At 63.3% G+C, this 19,525-nt stretch carries 15 protein-coding genes, 1 tRNA gene and 1 riboswitch; of the genes, 8 read left to right on the top strand and 8 right to left on the bottom strand.

Annotated features, from left to right (window positions below):
• The first annotated feature begins 6 nt into the window (after window positions 1-6).
• The gene (locus tag VVD49_RS05620; RefSeq protein ID WP_327598152.1) at window positions 7-1,431 is read left to right on the top strand and encodes a DUF1501 domain-containing protein; all 1,425 of its coding nucleotides are present in this window, start codon (window positions 7-9) and stop codon (window positions 1,429-1,431) included.
• A gap of 100 nt (window positions 1,432-1,531) precedes the next feature.
• On the opposite strand, the gene VVD49_RS05615 is transcribed toward VVD49_RS05620, so the two are convergent.
• Window positions 1,532-1,608, bottom strand: a tRNA-Pro gene (locus VVD49_RS05615).
• Window positions 1,609-1,833: 225 nt separating this feature from the next.
• Here VVD49_RS05615 and VVD49_RS05610 point away from each other — a divergent pair.
• Window positions 1,834-2,424 carry a hypothetical protein gene (locus VVD49_RS05610; RefSeq protein WP_327598151.1) on the top strand — a complete coding sequence of 197 codons (591 nt, stop codon included), beginning with the start codon at window positions 1,834-1,836 and terminating at the stop codon, window positions 2,422-2,424.
• 26 nt (window positions 2,425-2,450) lie between these two features.
• On the opposite strand, the gene VVD49_RS05605 is transcribed toward VVD49_RS05610, so the two are convergent.
• Together VVD49_RS05605 and VVD49_RS05600 are read right to left on the bottom strand one after the other, a co-directional pair.
• Window positions 2,451-3,356: a DUF72 domain-containing protein gene (locus tag VVD49_RS05605; RefSeq protein ID WP_327598150.1), complete on the bottom strand. Its 906-nt coding sequence runs from the start codon at window positions 3,354-3,356 to the stop codon at window positions 2,451-2,453.
• A gap of 177 nt (window positions 3,357-3,533) precedes the next feature.
• Window positions 3,534-5,654 (bottom strand): ATP-dependent helicase, encoded by a 2,121-nt coding sequence (locus tag VVD49_RS05600; protein WP_327598149.1) that lies wholly within the window; start codon window positions 5,652-5,654, stop codon window positions 3,534-3,536.
• Between the two features lie 152 nt (window positions 5,655-5,806).
• Here VVD49_RS05600 and VVD49_RS05595 point away from each other — a divergent pair, with 152 nt between their 5' ends.
• From VVD49_RS05595 to VVD49_RS05585, 3 genes are all read left to right on the top strand, one after another.
• The gene (locus tag VVD49_RS05595; RefSeq protein ID WP_327598148.1) at window positions 5,807-6,034 is read left to right on the top strand and encodes a DUF3717 domain-containing protein; all 228 of its coding nucleotides are present in this window, start codon (window positions 5,807-5,809) and stop codon (window positions 6,032-6,034) included.
• 185 nt (window positions 6,035-6,219) lie between these two features.
• A complete protein-coding gene (locus VVD49_RS05590; RefSeq protein WP_327598147.1) occupies window positions 6,220-8,346 on the top strand; it encodes a diguanylate cyclase domain-containing protein in 2,127 nt (708 codons plus the stop codon).
• A gap of 80 nt (window positions 8,347-8,426) precedes the next feature.
• Entirely contained in the window at window positions 8,427-9,425 is a 999-nt protein-coding gene (locus VVD49_RS05585) for an LLM class flavin-dependent oxidoreductase (protein WP_327598146.1), read from the top strand.
• A gap of 142 nt (window positions 9,426-9,567) precedes the next feature.
• Here VVD49_RS05585 and VVD49_RS05580 read toward each other — a convergent pair whose 3' ends face one another.
• Window positions 9,568-10,071 (bottom strand): 6,7-dimethyl-8-ribityllumazine synthase, encoded by a 504-nt coding sequence (locus tag VVD49_RS05580; protein ID WP_327598145.1) that lies wholly within the window; start codon window positions 10,069-10,071, stop codon window positions 9,568-9,570.
• A gap of 81 nt (window positions 10,072-10,152) precedes the next feature.
• Window positions 10,153-10,318, bottom strand: a riboswitch (FMN riboswitch).
• A 133-nt stretch (window positions 10,319-10,451) separates the two neighbouring features.
• On the opposite strand from VVD49_RS05580, the gene VVD49_RS05575 reads away from it, so the two are divergent.
• Together VVD49_RS05575 and asd are read left to right on the top strand one after the other, a co-directional pair.
• Window positions 10,452-11,615 (top strand): extracellular catalytic domain type 1 short-chain-length polyhydroxyalkanoate depolymerase, encoded by a 1,164-nt coding sequence (locus VVD49_RS05575; RefSeq protein WP_327598144.1) that lies wholly within the window; start codon window positions 10,452-10,454, stop codon window positions 11,613-11,615.
• 101 nt (window positions 11,616-11,716) lie between these two features.
• Window positions 11,717-12,607 (top strand): archaetidylserine decarboxylase, encoded by an 891-nt coding sequence (asd, locus tag VVD49_RS05570; RefSeq protein WP_327598143.1) that lies wholly within the window; start codon window positions 11,717-11,719, stop codon window positions 12,605-12,607.
• 78 nt (window positions 12,608-12,685) lie between these two features.
• On the opposite strand, the gene VVD49_RS05565 is transcribed toward asd, so the two are convergent.
• Both VVD49_RS05565 and VVD49_RS05560 read right to left on the bottom strand, forming a co-directional pair.
• Entirely contained in the window at window positions 12,686-13,186 is a 501-nt protein-coding gene (locus VVD49_RS05565; protein ID WP_327598142.1) for a hypothetical protein, read from the bottom strand.
• Window positions 13,187-13,324: 138 nt separating this feature from the next.
• Window positions 13,325-15,115, bottom strand: coding sequence for an ABC transporter ATP-binding protein/permease (locus VVD49_RS05560; RefSeq protein WP_327598141.1), 1,791 nt, complete (start codon window positions 15,113-15,115; stop codon window positions 13,325-13,327).
• Window positions 15,116-15,671: 556 nt separating this feature from the next.
• Between VVD49_RS05560 and VVD49_RS05555 the strand changes: the two genes are divergently transcribed.
• Window positions 15,672-17,306, top strand: coding sequence for a hypothetical protein (locus VVD49_RS05555; protein WP_327598140.1), 1,635 nt, complete (start codon window positions 15,672-15,674; stop codon window positions 17,304-17,306).
• A 50-nt stretch (window positions 17,307-17,356) separates the two neighbouring features.
• Here VVD49_RS05555 and phoR read toward each other — a convergent pair whose 3' ends face one another.
• The gene (phoR, locus tag VVD49_RS05550; protein WP_416384892.1) at window positions 17,357-18,646 is read right to left on the bottom strand and encodes a phosphate regulon sensor histidine kinase PhoR; all 1,290 of its coding nucleotides are present in this window, start codon (window positions 18,644-18,646) and stop codon (window positions 17,357-17,359) included.
• A 102-nt stretch (window positions 18,647-18,748) separates the two neighbouring features.
• A complete protein-coding gene (gene phoB / locus VVD49_RS05545) occupies window positions 18,749-19,456 on the bottom strand; it encodes a phosphate regulon transcriptional regulator PhoB (RefSeq protein WP_327598139.1) in 708 nt (235 codons plus the stop codon).
• Window positions 19,457-19,525 lie beyond the last annotated feature (69 nt).

Here is a 19,525-nt window from a genome sequence, read left to right as displayed (position 1 = left end):
CGCACCATGCATCTGATCGGCTCTGCATCACGTCGTGAATTCCTCAAGCGTGCCGCCGCACTCGGCTCGCTCGGCAGCGCAGCACCCTTTGCGCTGAACCTTGCCGGCATTGGCTCGGCAGCTGCGGCAACCATGCCCAGCGACTACAAGGCCCTCGTCTGCGTGTTCCTCAATGGCGGCAACGATCACAACAATACCGTCATACCGTATGACACCGGCTCGCACGCAACCTATGCTGCTGCACGTGGCGGTCTCGTGTCCGCGGGCGGCATCGCGCTGGATCGCACCGGCTTGCTGGAAATTGTGCCAACCACCTCGCAAGGCTCGGGCCGCCAGTTCGCTGTGTCGGCAGAGCTCGCGCCATTGCAGGCCTTGTTCGCGGCCAACAAGGCGGCTGTCATGGCCAACGTCGGTCCGCTGATCACGCCCATCACCAATGCCGCGCAATACAAGGCCGGCACCGTCGCCGCGCCGCCCAAGCTGTTCTCGCACAACGACCAGCAGGCCACCTGGCAAGCCTTCAGCCCCGAAGGCGGCAAGGTCGGTTGGGGGGGGCGTCTCGGCGACATGTTTGCCGCCGCCAACAGCAACACCATCTTCACAGCCATTTCCGCTTCCGGCAACACGGTGTTCCTGTCCGGCCAGAACATCTTCCAGTACCAGATCGGCACCAGTGGTGCGACGGCCATCAGCGGCACCACCAGCACCAATCTGTTCGGCTCGGGCAATGGGGCCAGCAGCGGCGCCAACGTACTCAAGTCGCTCACGCAGCAGAGTAGCAGTCAGGTGCTGGAGCAGGATCATGCCAGCGTCGTGACGCGCTCCATCGGCGCTGCCAGCCAGGTCAGCACGGCACTTGCCACCGTGCCGGCGACCGACTCACGCGTCGCGCTCGGCGCCCAGGCCAACAACCGCCTCGCCCAGCAACTGCAGATCGTGGCACGCCTGATCGCTGTGAATACCACCCTCGGCGCCAAACGTCAGGTGTTCTTCGTCAGCCTCGGCGGCTTCGACACGCACGACAACCAGATCACCGCACAAGCCAGCCTGCACACACAGCTGGCCGGTGCCATCAATTACTTCTACCAGGCCACGGTGAATCTCGGCGTCGCCAACCAGGCCACGCTATTCACGGCTTCCGACTTCGGCCGCACCCTCACCAGCAATGGTGACGGCTCGGACCACGGCTGGGGCGCGCATCACTTCGTGGTCGGCGGCGCGGTCAAGGGCGGGGACATCTACGGTACCTTCCCGGTCGTCGCCATGGGCACGACAGACGACGTCGGCTCAGGGCGTCTGCTACCCAGAAGCTCGGTCGATCAGTACGCCTCGACGATGGCGAAGTGGTTCGGTGTCAGCGACAGCGAGCTGAGCCTGATCGCCCCCAATATCGGCAACTTCAGCACGCGCGACTTGGGCTTCATGCTCTGAGCCACCGGCGCAGGCCACCAATGAAAAAAGCCGTTCCAGCTACGCTGGAACGGCTTTTTTACTGCTGCAGACCCGGGAAACTGTGGGCACTGCGAATAAGTGGTCGGGGTGGAGGGATTCGAACTCTCGACATCTTGCTCCCAAAGCAAGCGCGCTACCGGGCTGCGCTACACCCCGACGGGGCTGCGCATCGTATGCGAAGTGAGCGCTCACGTCAAAGACAAATTTCCTCGTGGACACTTCCGAGCCTCCATGAGGCAGCCCGCCCGGTTGCACCTCGGGCATCACAGAAGCCATTTAGGCGACTAGAAATTCGCAAAGGGAGGGTTACGCGTAGATGTGATTACCAAAACTAAGCAAGAATGTGACTATTTAGCGCACGCAAGTGGAACGGGAGAGGCGATGGGTATAGAGACAAGAGCCCCCTTGCAGCACTGGAATTACTTTTTATCGATAGAAGACGATGTAGCCCGCTTAGCGCGCTATGTTGAACCGACTGAAAGCAACTTCGCTTGTCATTCAATTGAGCTGGCAAGAGTCCTGTTCGCAGCAGCGTCAGAGGTTGATGTCGTACTAAAGCAGCTATGCGAAAAGCTTGATCCCAATTGCCGAGCCAGCAGTATCAACACGTATAGGTCAGTAATTTTCTCAACCTTTCCGGGGCTCGAAAGCTACGTTGTTACCGTGCCTCGATTCGGACTTACCTTGACTCCTTGGGAAAGTTGGCACGAGGGTTCAAGCCCTTTGTGGTGGACGGCATATAACAAAGTCAAGCATCGCCGCCATACGCATTTTGAGGAGGCTTGCCTGAAGCATGCATTGAACGGAGTTGCTGCACTTTTTCTTGTCCTGCTGCTCTTTTATCGCGAAGAGGCGATGGGCGGTCTGCTCAGCCCTGATCCCTCTCTTTTTTGTGCAGGCCCGCCATTCTTCGTTGATAGGCATGTATGGGGAGATCAGGGAAAGACTTACAGGATTATTGGAAAAACATAAGCTGCTATCGAAGTCCATTGCCACTCTCAGATTGGCACTACTTCCTGCAACTGCCAGATCAGCCGCTGCGCATTGCGCTGCCCTTGATCCTCCTTGTTGGTATTGAGCACGGTGTGCACGTCATCAGCGAGGCCTGAAATGCGCTTGATGTCGATGGACAGCGATGCGAGTTCTTCGTCGGGGTACTCGTAGTCGAAGCGGCCGCCGGTACTCTTGCTGCGATTCTCCCAACTGACGGCATTGCGGCCATGCAAGCGCACCATGGCGAGTTTCGGGTTGGTCACTTCCCATACGGCAGGGATGCTGTTCTCGAAGCCCTGCGGTTCGTCGACGATGATGTTGACCAGGCCGCGGTCGCGCTCGAAGGCCAGCGTCTCAGCCGTCTTCCTTTCGTCCTGGAACCAGCTGCGGTTGCGGAACTCGACGGCGACGACGTGACCTGCCATGCGATCGGCACAGTGTTCGACGTGTGCCTTGCCGGCGCGGTTGTTGAGTATCCACGGCGCGAACTGGAACACCACGGCGCCGAGTTTGTTGGCGGTCTTTAGCGGGCGTAACGCGTCGATGAAGCGGCGCCAGAGTTCGTCGCGGATTTCCGGCGGGACATCGCGGTAGAAGACGTTGAGCTTCGCCGTTCGTGGCAGCGCATTGAAGATGTCTTCCGGCAAAGCGCTGAGCGGTGCAGGGTGGCCCGTGAACAGGCGGAAGGCTTTCATGTCGATGACGAAGTCATCCGGCGTACGCTCGGCCCAGAGTTGTGAGTTCTGTGCTGACGGCATGGCGTAGTAGCTGCTGTCGACTTCGACCAGCGGAAACTGCGTGGCGTAGTAGCGCAAGCGCGCCTCGGCCGTGGTGCAGCCGCGCGGATAGAAGCGGCCGCAGGCGATGAGGCTTTTGTCTGCCCAGGAGGCGGTGCCGGTTTTTATGGGCATGTTGTTTATTGTTTCCTTGGTGAAGCGCGCCCTCTCCCGGTCCTGACGGACCACCCTCTCCCGCAAGCGGGCGAGGGAACAGCAGCGGCCATCACGTAGCAGTTCCCTCTCCCCAGCCGGGGAGAGGGTGGCGCGATAGCGTCGGGAGAGGGTTGCCACAATTCCCGACGACTACAACTACGCCTTCCACATCTCCCGCATCTTCGCCGCCAGATCAATGAAGGCCTGTGGCGGTGGCGTTCCCGGCGTATTCAATGCAGGTGGCGAAGCAATCGGCCAGGCCTTCGTCTCAAAATGTGGAATCAACTCAGCGGGGATGAAGCGCGTGCAATTGGCATACACGTGACGGTCGCCCGTGCTCGACTGGCCGTGCACATAGAAGCGTTGTGGCGTGAGGATCTGCAGCTGGTCTTTGGCGCGCGTCATGGCGACGTAGAGCAGGCGACGCTCTTCTTCGATCTCTTCGTCGTTGCCGGTGGCCATGTCCGAAGGAATGCAGCCGTCGACCGCATTGAGCAGGAACACGTTATCCCACTCCTGCCCCTTAGCTGAATGAATGGTGGACAGGATCAGGTAGTCCTCGTCGAGCAGCGGTACGCCGGATTCATCGCTCGTCGCGTCGGGTGGATCGAGCGTGAGCTCGGAGAGGAAGCGCTCGCGCGTCGGGTAGCCGGCGGCGATCTTCTCCATCTGCAGCAAGTCGCCGCCACGTGCGAGGGCGTCTTCATGCTTGCGCTCCATGTGCGGTTCGTACCACTGGCGCACGAGTTCGAATTCGGCGGGCCAGCGTGAGTTGCCGCCGCGTGTCAGACGGATCATTTCAACGAACAACTGCCAGTCGGATTTCGCCTGAGCAGGTGGCGTGAAGGCTTCGATGATGGCCAGCGGCTCATCGCTCAACGAGATCTCGTCGAGCACCTTGCCCGCCGTCTTCGGGCCGATGCCGGGCAGGAGGTGCAGCACGCGAAAACCGGCGACGCGATCGCGCGGATTCTCGATCCAGCGCAGCACGGCAAGCAGGTCCTTGATATGCGCCGCCTCGAGGAATTTGAGGCCGCCGAATTTCACGAAGGGCACGTTGCGGCGCGTGAGTTCGATCTCGATCTGCGCACTGTGATGGGCGGCGCGGAACAGCACGGCCTGCTTTTTCAGTGTTGTGCCTTCCTCGCGGCGTTCGAGGATCTGGCTGACGACGTACTGTGCCTGATCCATCTCGTCGCGCACAGTGACGAGCAGCGGCGAGCCAGCCGCCGGCTTCTCGGTCCACAGCTCCTTGCTGTAGCGCTCGCGGGCCCTGCCGATGACGGCATTCGATGCGTCGAGGATGCCCGGCGTCGAGCGGTAGTTTCGCTCCAGCGTGACGATGGTGGCGGGCGGGTCGAACTGCTGTGGAAAGTCGAGGATGTTGCGCACCGTCGCGCCACGAAACGCGTAGATGGATTGCGCATCGTCGCCAACCACAGTGAGGCCGCGCCCGTCCGGCTTGAGCGCCTTGAGGATGGCCGCCTGCAGCAGATTGGTGTCCTGGTACTCATCGACCAGCACGTGCTGGAAGCGCGCGCCGACGCTCTCCGCCAGCGCGGGCTCGGTGAGCATCTGCGCCCAGTAAAGCAGCAGGTCGTCGTAGTCGAGCACCGCTTGCTTCTGCTTGGCTTCGACATAGCCCGCGAACAGGCGGCGCAGTTCGTCCTCCCATTCCGCACACCAGGGGAACGCAGTCTCCAGCACATGCTTGAGCGCTGCACTGGTGTTGATGACGCGCGAGTAGATGGACAGGCAGGTGTGCTTGGCCGGAAAGCGTTTCTCTTTGCTCGACAGGCCCAGCTCGTGGCGCACGAGGTTGAGCAGGTCGGCCGAATCCTCACGGTCATGGATGGTGAAGGAAGGGCTCATGCCGAGCTGCTGCGCATACTCGCGCAGCAGGCGCGCACCGATGCTGTGGAAGGTGCCAGCCCAGGTGAGGGCAGCACCGGCCAGTTGCGAGGCAGGTCCGTCGATGCTGGCGACGATGCGCTCCACGCGGCGGCCCATCTCGATGGCGGCGCGGCGCGAGAAAGTCAGCAGCAGGATGCCGCGCGGATCGGCGCCATGGGCGATCAGGTGCGCAACGCGATGCGCCAGCGTATTGGTCTTGCCCGAACCGGCGCCGGCGATGACCAGCAGCGGGCCCGCTGGCGCACCCGGGGTGTTGCCGCCGTGCGCGTCGATGCCGTGCTCGACCGCCTGCCTTTGCTCGGTGTTGAGTCTGGCGAGGTAGGCGTGGCTCGGTGGGGATGGAGGGGTTGCGGACAGGGTCATGAAAGCAATGGAGGGCATACGTACAGGTGGCCCGGCAGATTCAATGTACGAAATCGACTTGCAAAGCATGACTGTACAAATATACAGTCTCACATACAAGACCATTCCCGTATTCTTCACCGCCCGGAGAGGCAGGACGCCAAGGAAGCACCATGAACCCGATTACGTTCGAGCAAGTCCAGCAGGCAACGGCGCGCTGCCTGCAGGCACACCCGGCGGTAGATGCCGTGCTGCCGAGGGAAAGCCGCCTGCTGGTCGAATTGCTTGGCCTGATGATTTACGCGCGCAGCAATGCTGTCGATGCGGCCAGCCTGTCGCCCGCGACACTGGATGAACTGCGCCGCTGGAGCGCACCCGCGCCACTGCGCGCAGCCGCCTGACCTGCTTCCCCGCCCTTCGGGATCAGCCCCGCGCGCTGCACCTGATCGTTTTGCCCCGTGTCGGCTGATGGAACAATGCTCAAGGCACGTCTATAAAATGACGTAAGGTTCCAGACACGGGCTGACGCAGCGCCGAGGAATGACGACCTCTGCGCACGGATCGACCCGCAACCCTCGGGCGGAAAATGAACAAGAGACTGCGGCTCGCTTTCCTGATCGGCCTCGTCGTGCTGGTCATCAATACCATCGTGCCCTTCGTGCTGGCGCAGCGCGTGGTGGAGCGCCAGACGACGGCGAACGAGATTGCCGCTGATGTCGACCAGCTGAACCAGTTGCTGGGGGCCTACAAGGATGCCGAGACGGGCCAGCGCGGCTTCGTGCTCTCTGGCCTGCGCGAGTTTCTCGAGCCGTATATTGCGGGGCGCGGCATCGTCAATTTGCTGCTGCCAGAGATCGCGCAGCGGTTGACCACGACCCACAACGAGGCGACGGTTCACACGCTCTGGCAGCTCGACCAGCAAGCGTCCACCTACCAACGCGAACAGATCGCCATGCGTGCCGCCAGCAAGCTGGCCACCGATGAAGACTTCCTGCGCGGCAAGCAGATCATGGACGCGCTGCGCACGCTCATCGGCAAACAGATCGACGACGCCAACATGAAGTCGGCTGCGGCGCAGGCCAGCGCCCGGGACCTCGAACGCCGTACCCGTGACATCTCGGCCATCATTGCGATCTTGGACATGCTGTTGCTCGGCGCCTCCTTCTGGTTCGCCATGCGCCTGCTACGCAACGAGCAGTACGCGGCCGAAGCCACCGAAATGGCCAACCAGCATCTGCTGACCGAAGGCGGTTTGCGCCATGCCGCGATGCAGAAGCTCGAGATACAGGCCGACAAGCTCAACAAGATCATCGACACGCAGACGGCACTGGCGCAGACGGCGCTGAACCTGGAGGGTTTCCTGCCGCTCGTGGTCGAACGCATGCTGCAGATCACGCCCGCCACGGGCGCAGTCGTCGAGATGGTGGAAGACGACGAACTGGTCTACGTCGCCGCCAGCGGCGGCGTCGCCGAATACGTCGGCCTGCGCCTCAAGCGTGGCACGTCGCTCTCCGGCCTGTGTATCGCCAGCGGCACCGTCACGATTTCGGAGGATGCCTACAACGACCCACGCGTGAATCGCGAAGCGGCGCGCAAGATCGGCTCGGCGGCCATGGTGGTCGCGCCCTTGTTCCGCGCCGGCATAGCCGTAGGCGTGCTCAAGATCATCTCGTCCACCGCACACGCTTTCAGCGAGGAAGACGTACAGACCCTGCGCCTCGTCGCCGGCCTGCTCGGTGCCGCGCTGGGTGACCGGCTGGCTTTCGAGACCAATGCCGCCCTGCTCGAAGAACGCAGCCGCGCGCTGGCCGCCCTCAGCCAGCAGCAGTCGCTGCTGCGCTCGATTACCGACGACATTCCGGGCCTCGTCGCCGCCGTCGACAACGAGGAACGCTTCCAGTACTGGAACCGGCACTACCTCGAGATGCTCGGCCGCGAGCCCGCCCTCGGCCAGACGATCCACGAGTTCCTCGGCGACGAACACTATGCCCGCGTGCAACGTCATATCGTCAAGGTGCAGACGGGCCAGTCCGTCGAATACGAGAACATGCTCATGACCATGGATGGCGCGCGCCACGTGCAGGGCCACTTCATTCCGCAGCGCGATGCGCAGGGCACGCAGACCGGCTTCTGCATCATTGCCTGGGACATCAATGCGCTCAAGGAGCGCGAGATGAAATGGCAGGCCAAGGCCCTCGTCGATGAACTCACCGGTGCCTGCAACCGCTTCTGCTTCGTCGAGATGCTGGGGCAGGTCCTGCAACGTCGGCGCGGTGCTGCGCCCATCGCTGTGCTGTATCTCGATATCGATCACTTCAAGCGCATCAACGACACCTGGGGCCACGCCACCGGCGACAGCATGCTGAAGGCATTTGCCGATGCCCTGCGGCGTGCCCTGCGCGCCTCCGACGTGCTCGGCCGCATGGGGGGCGACGAATTCTGCATCCTGCTCGACCGCATCGGGCCGACGGAGAACGCGGGCCGCATCGCCGAGAAAATCCTCGCCGAGGTGAGCGGCATCCACACGCGCAATCACAATTTGCCGGCCGTCACGACCAGTATTGGCATCGCCTACATCGAAGGCCCGGCGCCCAAGGCAGAGGACATCATTGCGCTGGCCGATGCGGCGCTATACGAGGCCAAGCAGGGCGGGCGCAACCAGTTCGCCATGCGTCGTCCCACGACGGGTCCTGCAGCGACGGCGGCGGCCTGAGGGCGTGCGGCGGCCACGCAGGACACACTTTGCGCACTTGCAGCACTTGATACCGGCCCCCTCGGCCCCAAGTGCCACGGATGAGCACACCACGCATTCCATTTTCCGTTCTCGACCTCTCGCCCATCACCGAGGGCAGTGACGCGTCGCAATCCTTCCGCAACTCGCGCGATCTGGCGCAGCATGCCGAGCGCTGGGGCTACCAGCGTTACTGGCTGGCCGAGCATCACAGCATGCCCGGCATCGCCAGCGCCGCAACCGCCGTGGTCATCGGCCATGTCGCGGCGGGTACCTCGACGATTCGCGTGGGCGCCGGCGGCGTGATGCTGCCGAACCACTCACCCCTGGTCATCGCCGAACAGTTCGGCACGCTCGAATCCCTCTTCCCCGGCCGTATCGACCTGGGCCTCGGCCGCGCGCCGGGCTCCGATCAGGCGGCTGCGCGCGCCATGCGCCGCGCACTCACCAGCGGTGACGAATTCCCGCAGGACGTGATCGAGCTGATGAACTACTTCGCGCCCGCACAGGAAGGCCAGCGCGTGCGCGCCGTGCCCGGCGAGGGCTTGAACGTACCGGTGTGGATTCTCGGTTCCAGCCTGTTCGGCGCGCAGCTCGCCGCGGCCCTCGGCCTGCCCTATGCCTTCGCCTCGCATTTCGCGCCGGAGCAGATGATGGAAGCCCTGCGCGTGTATCGCGCACAGTTCCGCCCCTCCGTGCGGCTAGACAAGCCCTACGTCATGCTTGGCTTCAACGTCTTCGCAGCGGACACGGACGAGGAGGCAGCCGTGCTCGCCACCTCCATGCAGCAGGCCTTCGTGAACCTGCGCAGCGGCCGGCCCTCACGCCTCAAGCCCCCGCGGCCGGGTTACTTCGACACGCTGGAACCACCGCAACAGTTCATGCTCGCCAACGTACTGTCGAGTGCCGCCATTGGCGCGCCGGACACGGTGCGCGCAAAGCTCGCCGCCTTCATCGAAAAGACCGGCGCAGACGAGCTGATGATCACCTGCCAGATGTTCGATCACGCCGCGCGCTTGCGTTCGTTCGAGATCGCCGCGCAGGCGCGCGACAGTCTGTAAAGCACAGGGAAAGTCATGCTGGTTGCGGGAACGGGCCATGCCTGCGACCACTTAGCGCACCAATCAGCACAGGCCTGGTTGAACGCATGGTGTCGCGGGCATGGCCCGCTCCTACGAGGAAAGCCTCGCCGTTACGTTAGCTTCAGGCCCCTGCCAGTTTGCTTATTGCGTGGTGGGCGGCAATGGTCTCAAGACACGCACGCGCTACCTCGGTCCCCTTGGTCACGAAGTGCTCGGCAAAGAAACGCTGGTGCTCGGCATGGTCGTGGAAGGCGTGCGGCGTGAGCACGGCCGACAATACCGGCACATCCGTTTCGAGCTGCACGCGCATCAGGCCGTCGATGACCGCCGAGGCCACGAACTCATGTCGATAGATACCGCCATCGACAACGAAGCCGCAGGCCACGACAGCGGCATAGCGACCGCTCCGGGCGAGCTTTTTCGCAAGCAGGGGAATCTCGAAAGCGCCGGGCACCTCGAACTGCTCGACCTGTGACTCGCTGAGACCGCTGCTTGCGAATTCTGCGAGCAATGCGTCGCGCGCCTTGAGCACGATGTCGCGGTGCCAGGAAGATGAAATGAAGGCTATGCGCGTGCTGCCGGCGCTGGCCAGAGAACTGCTGGTGTTTTGAAAAGACTGATTCATGGTTTTCCTCTTGGATGGATTGGCCAGAATCAGGGCACGCGACAACACGGCGAACATGCAGACGCACGAACGCCAGGAGAATCGCGATCTCTTTTATCCGGACTATGACCGTCGGCCCTGGCGTTGTCTCTCGACTTACCAGATCTGCTGACCTCGCCCCCCCTTGCAGGTAGCGAGCGCTCGCGGGCTCACGCAACAAGTTGCGCATACCGCCGGTGGGGAATTCCGCCCCGCCCTGAGAACGCGTCGGCCACATGGCTGCCCATGCTGCCGACCATCGCATTTTAGCGGGCATGCCGGATGCTGCAAAGCAGCAGCGCTTTCCCTCAGACCCCGGCCAGGCCCCCTCATGAAAGTCTCATCGCCCCACGTGCATTGCCATGGCTAGAAAACCAGGCTGGTTGAACGCATGGAAGGTCTTGTCGCAGGCAGCGACGAGAAGCACTGTGCGCACGCAGAAGAAGGTCGGCAAGGCGATGAGCAAGGCCGTCGCCGAAGCGCTGGCGGAGACCACGACCAGGCAAATACGCCAAGCCCGCCAGACGACGCGGCAGGCGTTGAACGGCGTCGTTTCGCCCGCGCCGCCACCGATCAGTCGCGGCAGCGGCCAATGGCTGGAGGGGCGCTGGGGGCTTGGCCCCCTGGCGCAACGCAGCTACTGCCTGTTCGTGCCGGACGCGGCGAGCAAGTCGCGCCCGGTGTCACTCCTCGTATTGCTGCACGGTTGCGGGCAGGACGCCGCCAGCTTCGCGGCAAGCACGCACGCGGCCAGGGTGGCGCGTAGCGCGAACTGCATGATCCTGTTGCCGGAGCAATCCTCGCAGGCCAACGCACAACGCTGCTGGAACTGGTTTCGCTCCGACCTGCGCGTGGCGGCGGAAGCGGGCTTGCTCATGAGCATCATCGAACACGTCTGCAGTCAGCAAGCCGTGCTGCAGGAGCGTGTATATCTGCTTGGCATGTCGGCGGGCGGCAGCATGGCACTCACCCTGGCGCTGCGCTTTCCTCAGCGTTTTGCGGCCGTGGTCAGTCACTCCGGTGCGGTACCTCACAGCGCGCGCAATGCCGTGCAGGCAAGTCAGGCCATGCACGGCCATCGCGGGCCGGATGTGCAGGCTTTGCGTCTGGCTCTGGCAGGCCGGCAAGCACCGCCCCTGCTGCTCATTCACGGCGAAACTGACCGCACCGTCGTTCCGGACAACGCGCTGGCATCGGTTGCCCTGTGGCTCGAGCTCTTCCCACACGCGGCCCATGCGCGGCCGGCACCAGGACATGGGCGCGACATACGACGCGGCACGCGCAGGCCGTACAACGTGGTCGACTGGAAACTGGCGGGCCAGCCTTGCATACGCCTCATTCGTGTCGCCGGGCTGGCACATGCCTGGAGCGGCGGCCATGCAAAACAGGCATTCTCGGACCCTGCCGGGCCCGACGCACTGAAGCTGGCGTTACGCTTCTTCGACGAGTGCCCTCATTACGCGAGCAGCAGCCCCGCGGGCAAGCGGCGCGGGCAGGGTCCGGCGCCAATCTTGCGAACGGGATAATGGCAGACAGGAGAGAAAGGCCGGCGGCCTGCCCGGCGCCCGTCTCCCGCCCCCACGCGCGCACGATACAATGGCGCCCCACACCACTCCCGGGAATCCCCGTGTCCGATCGCACTGCCGTACTGCCGCAATATCTTTTCCCCAAGAAAGCGATCACCGTCTTCGCGGGCTTTGTCGCGGGCAATCGCTGGGGGGCAATCACGACGGGCATCATCCGCCGCTTCGTGCGCAAATACGGCGTCGACATGAGCGAAGCGGCCCAGCCGGACATCACGACCTACAAGACCTTCAACGATTTCTTCACGCGTGCCCTCAAGCCCGGTGCACGCCCGCTCGCCAATGCCGACCTGATCTGCCCGGTCGATGGCGCGATCAGCCAGTTCGGTGCCATCGATCGTCACCAGATTTTCCAGGCCAAGGGCCATCACTACACGACGCAGGCCGTCGTCGGCGGTGACGAGAAGCTGGCCGCACAGTTCGAGCATGGCAGTTTTGCCACGCTGTACCTGAGCCCCAAGGATTACCACCGCATCCACATGCCATGCGATGGCCGCCTGACGCGCATGATCTACGTGCCCGGCGATCTGTTCTCGGTGAACCCGACGACGGCGCGCGGCGTGCCGGGGCTGTTCGCGCGCAACGAGCGCGTGGTGTGCGTATTCGACGAGCTGGATTCATCCGGCATCAGCACCGGCAAGTCCTTCGTGCTGATCCTGGTCGGCGCCACCATTGTCGGCAGCATGGCCACGGTGTGGCACGGCGTGGTGAATCCGCCGCGCACCGGCGATGTACGCGAATGGCATTACGCCGACAAGTACGTGGTGGTGCGCAAGGGCGAGGAAATGGGCCGCTTCCTGCTCGGCTCGACCGTCGTGATGCTGTTCCCGAAACAACCCGGGCCGGCACTTCACTTCAACCCGGAGTGGATGCCCGGTCGCCCCATCAGACTGGGCGAAGAGATGGCGCACTACGCGCCCGCCACCTCCACCTGATTAAGACTTCATCGAGGCACCGGGCGTGCCTCGATCTGCATGGAGCCTCAGTGGCGCCCGGTGCCCCCTCAGTGGCCCCTAGTGGCCTTTGTGCTTGCCGTGGTCGCCGTGGCCCTTGTCGTGACCCGGCCCGCCGCCATGCCTTGGCGGCTCGGGCGCGCGTGGCGGCGGTGGCGCCTTGATGGTGCGATGCTCGCGGTACTCCACTTCGTAGCCCCGGTCGTGATGATGAGGCGGATGTCCGTGGCGCGCGCGCTCGGGTACGTAGACGCGCTCGTACCACTCGTCCTGCACGAAATAAACGCGCTCCCCGCAGGCGTTATAACGACCGCAATGCTTGCGCCAGTTCTTGCGATGCCCCGGCGGCACATGCAGATAGACCGGCTCGCGCTCGACCATGACGCGTGGCGGCGTAATGATTACCGGCGTCGGCACAATCAGCACCGGTGGCTGCGGCAGACCGCCAATGTCGATATGGCCATAGATGCTGACGTTTGCAGCCTTGGCCGGGCTCGCCGTGGCAAGCGCCAAAGCGAGCGGCACTGCGCGCAAAAGTGTGGGGGGGATGGTTCGAAACATGATCTGTCCTCGTGTGCGTGTTGCGTGCACGGCACGAAGGATCTCGTTACCGCACACGCGGGCAGACTAGCGCACGCCACGAGCAACACCCGCGCCGCCCGGCAGCGCTCCATGCGCCCGGTCGGCAAGGTGCAAGCCTCAGGCAGGCGACAAGACGCGCGTCTGCCACTTGCCCGCGCCGAGCAGTTCCATCTCTTGCGTATGGAACTCCAGCAAGCTGCTGCGATGGCCGACGCTGACGAGAATTGCTTCCGGCAAGGTCCGCCGCAGCAAGCCATACATGGCGTGCTCCAGCCCTTCGTCCATGGCCGAACTGGCTTCGTCGAGGAACAGCACCTGCGGTCGCGCCAGCAAGGCTCGCCCGATCGCCAGACGCTGCTGCTCGCCGAGTGACAACATGCCGGTCCAGTCAGCCTCTTCATCGAGTCGCGAAACAAGATGACCAAGCTGGCATTGCCGCAGGATGTCTTCGGCCGCAGCCCCGGCATGCTCCGTCGCCGGGTAATTCAGTGCAGCACGCAGCGTGCCCAGCGGCAGGTAAGGCTTCTGCGGCAGGAACAAAGCCTGCTCGCCGACCGGACGGATCACCTTGCCCGTCGCAAACGGCCACAGCCCGGCCACGGCGCGCAAGAGCGTGGTCTTGCCGGCACCCGAAGGGCCCCGGATCAGCAAGGCCCCGCCTGCCGAAAGACGCAAGGACAGGTCCTCCAGCAAGACGCCGCCATCCGGGCGCAACACCGTCAGCGATTCGAACGCCAGCAGCCCGGCCTCGCCCTGCGTCTCGATGACGGGCAGGCGCTCGGCCTCATCCATGCTGTCGAGAAAACCGCTGAGACGATTGAGTACGGCGCGGTAGCCGGTGAACTCATCGTACGAACTACGGAAGAAAGACAGGGCGTCCTGCACCTGGCCGAATGCCTCGGCGGTCTGCATGACGTCACCTAGCGTGATCTGTTTGCTGAACAGGCGAGGCGCCTGCACGATCATCGGAAAGACCACTGCCGCCTGCGAGATTGACAGGTTGAAACCCTGGAACTTGACCGAACGGTGGACGATCGCCCACATATTGCCGATCACGCCGGCGAAGCGACCCATCAGCGTCGCGCGCTCGACCGCCTCGCCGCGGAAGAAGGCGATGCTCTCGCCGTACTCGCGCACGCGGATCAATGCGTAGCGGAAATTCGCGTTGAGCTTCTCGTTGAGGAAGTTCAGCTGGATCAAGGGGCGACCGATCCAGATCGCGAACACCGTGGCGACGATCACGTAGAGATAGACGAGGAACACCATCGCACGCGGGATCTCGACGCCCAGCAAAGTCAGGGCGCCCGACAGGCCCCACAGGATCAGCGTGAAGGAGAACAACGAAACCACGGCGTCGAGCAAGCCCATCGACAAGGTCAGCGAGCTGGCGACGAAGCTGTCTACGTCCTGCTGGATGCGTTGGTCGGGGTTGTCGACTGCGTCCTTGACGTAGCGACTGCGGTGGTAGCCCTGGTTATCCAGCCAGCGCTTGATCACGCTGTCGGTCAGCGCCGTGCGCCAGTGGATCAGGAAGGCCTGGCGCAGATAGTAGGTCAGTAGCGCCCGCGCCACGTGCACGGTAGCGAGGATGGCGAAGACACCCAGCATGAACCAGAAAGCCTTTGCATCGAGCTTCTGCATGGCCGTGTAGAAGCCGTTGTACCAGAACGAGAACAGCACGTTCATGCGCACCGAGAAGAGGGTCATGAACACGATCAGCGCCAGTACCGCTAGCGGCTTCCAGCTGCGCGAAGGTGCGAAGTAGGGCCAGGCAAGGCGTTTGAACTGACGCCCCCAGCCGGTAAACCGGCACAGCCCCCAGGTGACGAAAATCAGACCGATGATGCTGATACCAAACGCCTTGCTCAGCCAGATGAAGCTGGCAAGCAGTTCATGACTCCAATCCATCCCTGTTCCTTTTGGGTGCGATGCAATGTTTTTTGTGCGGTACAAGCCGGGCCGCCGCGGAAGTATCCACCATTCAAGCCTCGCTCAGGCTTGCCGCCAACAGCATGAATACGGGCCTGCGGCGGCCACGCGGCCCCTTCAATCGGGGGTCTGACCGTACGACGGCACGATTGTTCGGCTTAATCATCATCTGTCATACTCGCCACTGCAGCATTCTGCGTGGCAGTAAGGCGCGTGCGGCGCAACAAAAAAGTCACAGAAAAGTGTTGGTCGAACTGCCCATATGTCTGTCTTGTGACAGATGAAAATCATGGCTCTGGCAGTATCGATCGTGTGGGTAGCTAAAGACTGATTCGAGGAACGCCGTGCGAGTGGTCAATACACGATGTGAGCAGACACACATGAGCACAGCGCGCTCCGGGATTCAATCCTTGTCTTCTGCAGGATCGCAACTTTCCGCGCCCCATCCAGTCGATGCCTTGCGCAACACGGCCTGTGTTGCGTCGGACATGGGCTTGCGCCCGGCCCGCACGACGGTCGACGGAGGAAATTGCTGATGATTGGCACGCGCAATCTGGCCCATACCGATTTTTCGCAATCGTCCCAGTGTCTCGCTGCGCTGCGCGCACTCAATCCCACCGATGTAGACGACTCCATGGCCGTCATGGGCTTCCTGCTCGATGGCATGTGTGCCCATCCGCCAGAGCCCGCCGAGCACCTGCAGGTGCTTGAAGAGATGCGCACGACGCTGGACTTCGTCATGGCGCAAGCCTCGCAACGTTACATCGCGCGCCCGCTCCCCCCCGCCAGCGAAGAAGACGAACGCCTGCAACGTGTCGTCGCCGGCTGGACCACGATGGCGCGCAGCTACTCCCTCATCGCCCAACGCTCGGCGATGGACCCCGGCTTCATGGACAAGCGCGCCCTGCTGGCGCATCGCCGTATCCAGTACTGCGCCTTGGCCATGGTCGAGAATTTCCGCGCACGCCGTGAAATGCCGCCCGGCCTGTGGCGCAATCTGCACACCTTGTTCGTCGCAGCCGAGCGCGCCGGCCTCGCCGATGTGCGCGTGCCGGATGCACTCAACGAAGTGTGGGGCGCCCAGAGTGCGCAGGAATGCTATGTCGCACTGCTGCTGGTCGACGCTGCCATGCCCAGCGGCCGCACGCCGCGCGAGCTGGTGTGGATCATGCGCTGGGCACAACGCTTTGCGCCGTACTGCATCGTGCTGCCGGACAGCGAACCGCGCCCGGAAAAGGCCACCCAGTTTGCGCTTGATGTGAACTCCGATCATGGCCTGCGCCCGATCGGCCTGATCGCCCCCGAAGCAAAGTTGCGCGGCATCGACACCAAGCGCCTCGCCAATCACATCCAGGCCGTCGTCGCACAACTCAAGAAAAGCGTCTCGCCCGCCTCGCTGGGGCTGGGCGATGACTGCGTGCAACCCGCTTGCTCGCGTCTGCTCGTCTCGCTGTATCGCCCCTGGGGCCACGCTGCGGCCGGCCGCAAGTTCCCGCGCCGCCGCCTCAATGCCAAGGTGCAGCTATGCGTTGATCAGCAGACGATTGCGTTCTTCCTCGAAGGCCGTGAGTTCTCGCAACCCACGGACGCGCGTCTCACCAGCTTTTCCGACTCACAGATCATCCGCACCTTCGGCGACCGCATCGATCCCGAGATCACGCCGGAGTACCTCGTGCAACGCGCAGCGCAACTGGGCTACGCACAGGAAGAGGTGTGGCAGGTCAATGATCAGTCCGTCGCCGGCTATCGTCTGGCACGCAACCAGGGCGACTCGCGCGTCGAGCATCGCCAGCTGGTCGGCCTGCGCGCCACGCCCGCTGCGCCAATGCTACTGGCGGAAGTCAGCTGGCTGCAGTATCAACACGACGGCACCCTGCAGGCGGGCGTCAATCTCCTGCCTGGGCCGCCCAAGGTAGTGGCCGTACGTCTGCATCTCGGCGATCGTTCGGCACGTGAGCGTTACCGGCTGGGCTTCATGGTGCCCGGCATTGCCGCGCTGAAAACTGAAGCCAGTCTCATCGTGCCTGCCGGTTGGTATCTGGCAGGGCGACGTGTCGAAGTCTATGAAGACGGCCAGTGGTTCGGCCGCATGTCCAAGCTGACCTCACGTGGGGCCAACTTTGACCGCGTGACCTTCGCACGCGAGCCTGGCGAAGACACCGTCGACTAGGCCCCGGCCTGCGTTGATGAACGTGGATTGGCCCACGCTTCATCAGCCACTCACTCGCCGGCTTTTTCCGTCTCGAGCTTGATCACGCGGCGCGCTGGAAAGTGTGCCGCGAAGCGGCTGCCACGACCCGGCTCGCTCTGGATCTCCAGCGTACCCTGATGGCGCGTCATCACATGTTTGACGATGGCCAGACCCAAGCCGGTGCCACCGCTCTCGCGCGAGCGGCCACGATCCACACGATAGAAACGCTCTGTCAGGCGTGGCAGATGCTGCGCCTCGATGCCAGGCCCGTTGTCCTGCACCGCCAGCTCGGCCCCTTCGTGCGTGGTTTGCCAGATGAGGCAGATCTCGCCACCCTCCGGGGTATAGCGCACGGCATTGCTCGCCAGGTTGGCAAGCACGCTGTGGATCTCTTTCTGCGAGCCGATGAGGGTTGCACCAGCCCCACGCTTGACGGTGACGCGATGACGCCCGGCCGAGAGCAGCTCGGCTTCCTGCGCCACGCTGCGCAGCAATCCATGCACGTCCACCTTGTCCTCCACCGGCATCGGCGCACCGGTTTCCAGCGCCGACAAAGCCAGCAGGTCTTCGATCAGGCGCTGCATGCGTACAGCCTGCTCACTCGCCAGATTCAGGTAGCGGCGTGCATCGTCGGCGGAGAAGTCTTCCAGCCCGTCATGCAGCATTTCGACGAAACCGCTCACCACGGTCAGCGGTGTCTTGAGTTCGTGCGACACGTTGGCGACGAAGTCGCGACGCATGTTCTCCAGCTTTTCCAGCTGGCTGATATCACGCGACAACAGCATCTTGAGGTCTTCACCGAAGGGCACGATCTGCATCGACAGGGTCAGGCTGTCATTGCGCACCGGCTTGAAAACCAGCGGCTCCTGGTACTCACCGCGCTCGACGTAGCCGACGAAATCGGGCTGGCGCACGAGGTTGCTGATGGCCGTGCCGACATCGCGGGTGGCGTCGAGACCGAAGTGATGCTGGGCGGCGACGTTGACCCACTCGATGGTGTTCTGGCGCGTCAGGTAGATGACGCCATCCGGCATCGCCTGCGCAGCTTCGCGAAAACGCGCAAGGGTTTGCGACAGGCGCTCGCGTTGGTCGTAAGCCACCCGCGAATGCCGCGACAGTGCGGCGAAGACATGATCCCAAGTGCCCCAGGCATGCGGCGTAGGCGTGCCGAGCGGCTCGCGCGCCCAATTCATGAGCTTGCCAAGGTTGCGCAGGTGATAAACGATGATGGCCAGCAGGCCAAAGCAGGTGACCAGCGCTGCCGCAAGGCCCCCGAAGAAAGCCCAGACAAACCCGGCTGCGATGAACAGGCCGGACAGGAAGCCGATTGCGTAAGTCCAGATCAGACGGCTTGGAAAAATGGCGTTACCTCACGCGGTTGTTGCGAAGCCCGCCGATGGCGGGTCGAAGGTGCGCAGCGGTCAGGCGTTGTCGGCCACGACGGCGTCTGCCGACAGGCGATAACCGCTGCCACGCACGGTCTGGATCAGGCGGTCGTGCTGCGTCGCTTCGAGCGCACTGCGCAGGCGACGGATATGCACGTCGACCGTACGCTCTTCCACGAACACGTGGTCGCCCCATACCTGATCGAGCAGTTGTGAGCGCGAGTGTACGCGTTCCGGGTGGGTCATGAGGTAGTGCAGCAAGCGGAATTCGGTCGGGCCGAGATTGATGCCCTGTTCGCCCGCAGTCACGCGGTGCGTGGCCGGGTCAAGCCGCAGGCCGGAGGTCTCGACCGCATCTTCGGTCGCTTCGGGCGCACGCCGGCGCAGTACGGCCTTGATACGGGCGACCAGTTCGCGCGGGCTGAAGGGCTTGGAAATGTAATCATCGGCGCCGGTCTCGAGGCCCATCACGCGGTCCTCTTCTTCACTACGCGCGGTCAGCATGATGATGGGGATCTGCTTGGTCCGCTCTTCGGTACGCAGGCGACGCGCCAGTTCGATGCCGGACATGCCGGGCAGCATCCAGTCGAGCAGCACGAGATCGGGCAGGGCGTCGCGCACGATGCGCTGTGCCGCCTCGGCATCGGCTGCGCGCACTACGGTGTGACCGGCACGGGTAAGATTGGCGGCGATCAGTTCCTGGATCGCGGGCTCGTCTTCGACCAGCAGAATATTGGCAGCCATTATGTTGCTCTCGCTAAGTAGTGCGCGCAGTGTATTGCCGATTCATGAACGATTTATGACACGTCATCG

The sequence above is a fragment of the Uliginosibacterium silvisoli genome (assembly GCF_036017035.1).
In the GTDB taxonomy this organism is placed as follows: Bacteria; Pseudomonadota; Gammaproteobacteria; order Burkholderiales; family Rhodocyclaceae; genus Viridibacterium; species Viridibacterium silvisoli.
This window is presented reverse-complemented; position numbering and strand designations above follow the sequence as displayed.

Excerpts from the sequence above, each read along its gene's own strand:
- VVD49_RS05575 (WP_327598144.1), top strand. The coding sequence starts at position 10,452 with ATGGCTAGAAAACCAGGCTGGTTGAACGCATGGAAGGTCTTGTCGCAG.
- VVD49_RS05620 (WP_327598152.1), top strand. The coding sequence starts at position 7 with ATGCATCTGATCGGCTCTGCATCACGTCGTGAATTCCTCAAGCGTGCC.
- VVD49_RS05600 (WP_327598149.1), bottom strand. The coding sequence starts at position 5,654 with ATGACCCTGTCCGCAACCCCTCCATCCCCACCGAGCCACGCCTACCTC.
- VVD49_RS05565 (WP_327598142.1), bottom strand. The coding sequence starts at position 13,186 with ATGTTTCGAACCATCCCCCCCACACTTTTGCGCGCAGTGCCGCTCGCT.
- VVD49_RS05595 (WP_327598148.1), top strand. The coding sequence starts at position 5,807 with ATGAACCCGATTACGTTCGAGCAAGTCCAGCAGGCAACGGCGCGCTGC.
- VVD49_RS05610 (WP_327598151.1), top strand. The coding sequence starts at position 1,834 with ATGGGTATAGAGACAAGAGCCCCCTTGCAGCACTGGAATTACTTTTTA.
- VVD49_RS05555 (WP_327598140.1), top strand. The coding sequence starts at position 15,672 with ATGATTGGCACGCGCAATCTGGCCCATACCGATTTTTCGCAATCGTCC.
- VVD49_RS05605 (WP_327598150.1), bottom strand. The coding sequence starts at position 3,356 with ATGCCCATAAAAACCGGCACCGCCTCCTGGGCAGACAAAAGCCTCATC.
- VVD49_RS05590 (WP_327598147.1), top strand. The coding sequence starts at position 6,220 with ATGAACAAGAGACTGCGGCTCGCTTTCCTGATCGGCCTCGTCGTGCTG.
- VVD49_RS05585 (WP_327598146.1), top strand. The coding sequence starts at position 8,427 with ATGAGCACACCACGCATTCCATTTTCCGTTCTCGACCTCTCGCCCATC.
- phoB (WP_327598139.1), bottom strand. The coding sequence starts at position 19,456 with ATGGCTGCCAATATTCTGCTGGTCGAAGACGAGCCCGCGATCCAGGAA.
- VVD49_RS05580 (WP_327598145.1), bottom strand. The coding sequence starts at position 10,071 with ATGAATCAGTCTTTTCAAAACACCAGCAGTTCTCTGGCCAGCGCCGGC.
- VVD49_RS05560 (WP_327598141.1), bottom strand. The coding sequence starts at position 15,115 with ATGGATTGGAGTCATGAACTGCTTGCCAGCTTCATCTGGCTGAGCAAG.